Annotated in this window: 3 protein-coding genes; all 3 read right to left on the bottom strand. The window is 31.2% G+C overall.

What is annotated here, in order from left to right; all coding sequences use genetic code 11:
• On the bottom strand, positions 1-533 hold a 533-nt coding region (locus N4A55_RS14410), incomplete at its 3' end, for an RHS repeat domain-containing protein (protein ID WP_293757596.1).
• Between the two features lie 513 nt (positions 534-1046).
• On the bottom strand, positions 1047-1712 hold the full coding sequence (locus N4A55_RS14405; RefSeq protein ID WP_293757595.1) for a hypothetical protein: 666 nt from the start codon (positions 1710-1712) through the stop codon (positions 1047-1049).
• A 10-nt stretch (positions 1713-1722) separates the two neighbouring features.
• On the bottom strand, positions 1723-2829 hold a 1107-nt coding region (locus N4A55_RS14400; protein ID WP_293757594.1), incomplete at its 5' end, for an RHS repeat domain-containing protein.

Genomic DNA, 2829 nt, shown 5'->3' with positions numbered 1-2829 from the left:
TGATAAAAGTTTACAAAACCTGTACCTTCATTGTATACTGAATTTGTCTTCCCTATATTGCTATATTTAATACCATTAAAATGAAAACTCTCCTCGGAACTATCAATCCAAGTTTGATTTCCTTTATTATCTTGAAACCAATCAGACCACATCCCATTAGGGTCAATAAACTTCAAAGGATTATTCAAACAGTAATTATAGGAACTATAAGAGGTATAATCCTCCGCCAACGGATCCAAACACATCCACCTCCCCAAACTAACATCCAACTGACGAGCTCCATAATCCAACCAATCTAATTTACTGCCATTGGCAAATAAATCGTCCTGCATTTCTTTTCCGTTGTATAAATACTTATTGTCATTATTTAATAAGTTACGGTTTAGTTGCATTCCAAATGGATAATAGTCCGATTTTTGAACCAATTCTGGATTTTCTCCATTTATCTGGAAAGTCGCTCGGGTATTGCCCAAATGATCTTTTAGATAATACTCATACACCAAATGTTCATTTTCGGTTTCTGAGGTATTCACCAATCTACCTTCTGGAGTGATAATATAATCTAATTTGCCATCGCCTTTGTACACAAAATTATATATTCCATAAAATTTCATTTTATGGAACAGGTACCACTATCCCTCAAAGAACCTTTCTTTTCTGCCACTAATTTAATCAAAAAGGAACATAATATATAGTTATTTTGTTTAATTTCTTTTGTGTTTTAAGGAAATTTGCAAGAGATTCTATTGTATTAGTAGAGTATTGTTTTTTAACTTCTTCTGATTTATTGAATATTACCCTAGACAATACCAAACTACCCAATTACTTTCCTGGTGTCTTACTTGCCATGCAACCCCAAAAACTTAAATTAATAAGAACTCTGGAGTAGGAGATACCTCCGAGTCTTATCCAAAATTATAAAACCAAACAAACGTTTTCTTGATAAAATATATTGGTGTTTGGGTTAGAAACTTTAAAGCTAGACAGGCTTATAATTCTTAAAATAAAAAAGGGGGTCCGTTTATTTTTGGACACCCTCTTATATTCTAATTAAATTTTATATCCTTCAAATTATTTTTAATTATCTTAAATTTATCATTTAGCTTATATTCTAATATCATATTTCCCATATTCAAAGAATTCCCTTTTAAATCACGAAAATCTAAATTGTAATATTTGCCTTTTCTAATTATTTTCATGTAATCAAGCTTTCCATCATCATTAAAGTCTCCTATATTTTTTATATTACCAAACCTTGATTCAAATGAATTTATTAAAATATAATCATTGTTTTTCTTCTTAAATAACATATAAAATGTTCTTTCTAAACCTGATCCACAAGCAGATTGAGCTTTCCCAGTTATACATTTAAAATGCTTCTCATTATATTGTATGAAATAGATTTTCATACTAAGTGGATAATATTTAAAATAATCTTTTAGAAGGAAGATATTTTTATTTATAAATAGAGTATCAAATAAGTTCGTCGCAACATAATATATTCTCTCCATATCTTGCTTTGTTTCTGATTCTAAAATAAACTCACTCTTATAGATACCTTTTTCCCTATTAGAAGATGTATAATAAAATTTTCCGTATATTTCTTCAAATAAATTTTCTTTATTATTAATATTAGAATAAATATCATCTAGATTTTTATCCTGTGAAAAAGTTTTTAAACTAATTAATAGTAAAATTATAATTCTATACATAAATTCAAATTTAATATCTTGGAGCACGTGTTGCTTTCAAAAAGGATTTTGTTTTTTTCATAAAGGTAGTTCCTGTTATAGCACCATTTGATTTCTTACCTCCATATCCAGCTGTAGTTTCCCATATATATGAGTATGTACCTCTCACTGAAGTTTTTCTTCCATTATGTACCCAATGTTCTGTTATAGGAGCATTATTTATCTTCTTACTGCCAACACTATGAATATCGTGTGAAGGATTAGTAACAAGAAGCCCCCCAGTTGCTCTTTTTTCTCTTGATGAACCAACATCATCTCCTGCCCAATGTGTAGCTCCATTAGAGTAGTCTTGTCCTCCAGTAACAGCATTTATAGCTCCAGCTAAAGCACTTTGCTTTGAAGTTCCATTTTTTTGTGATGAAGTGGCATTATTAAATTCAGATACTCTTGCATTGCCATCGGTGGCTGCTAGAGCAAAACCGTCAATAGTACTAGATATTGTTGCACCATTTCCTCGAGCATTCATATTATTTATTATTGTATTTGAAATTGCAGCCATTTCAGTTGAATTATTAACAGTAGAAGATTCACCATAAGAAACAGATGCTAACTGTAATAATTCAGAGTTACTTACAGATAATTCTGTTACATTTACCTGCCCCTGAAAAGATCCACTTGAACTTACCACATATGCTTTATCATCATCAATACCATCATTATACATCCAATATCCGTCTTGAGAATAATAATCCCCATAATTCATACCATTATCATCAATAAACCTGATAGGATTATTTCCAGAAAAATGATATAAAGATTGAGAATAATACTCCTCCGCCAGTGGATCCATACACATCCACCTACCCAAACTAACATCCAACTGACGAGCTCCATAATCCAACCACCCTGTTTCTTCTTGTTTTTCTTTGCCATTATATAAATAATACTGATTGGCCAGTTTCTTGGAATTGTGCATTGCCATGCGCATTCCAAATGGATAATAATGATTTAGCTCTAGTATTTCGGATTTAGCTTCGTCCATACTCTCGGCTATCACCAATCGTACATTCCCTAAATGATCTTTTACGAAATACTGATATATACCTGTATTAGCAACTACCGATAGCTTCCCTTCGGG

It is taken from the genome of Vallitalea sp. (assembly GCF_025211055.1).
Classification (GTDB): domain Bacteria; phylum Bacillota; class Clostridia; order Lachnospirales; family Vallitaleaceae; genus Vallitalea.
This window is presented reverse-complemented; position numbering and strand designations above follow the sequence as displayed.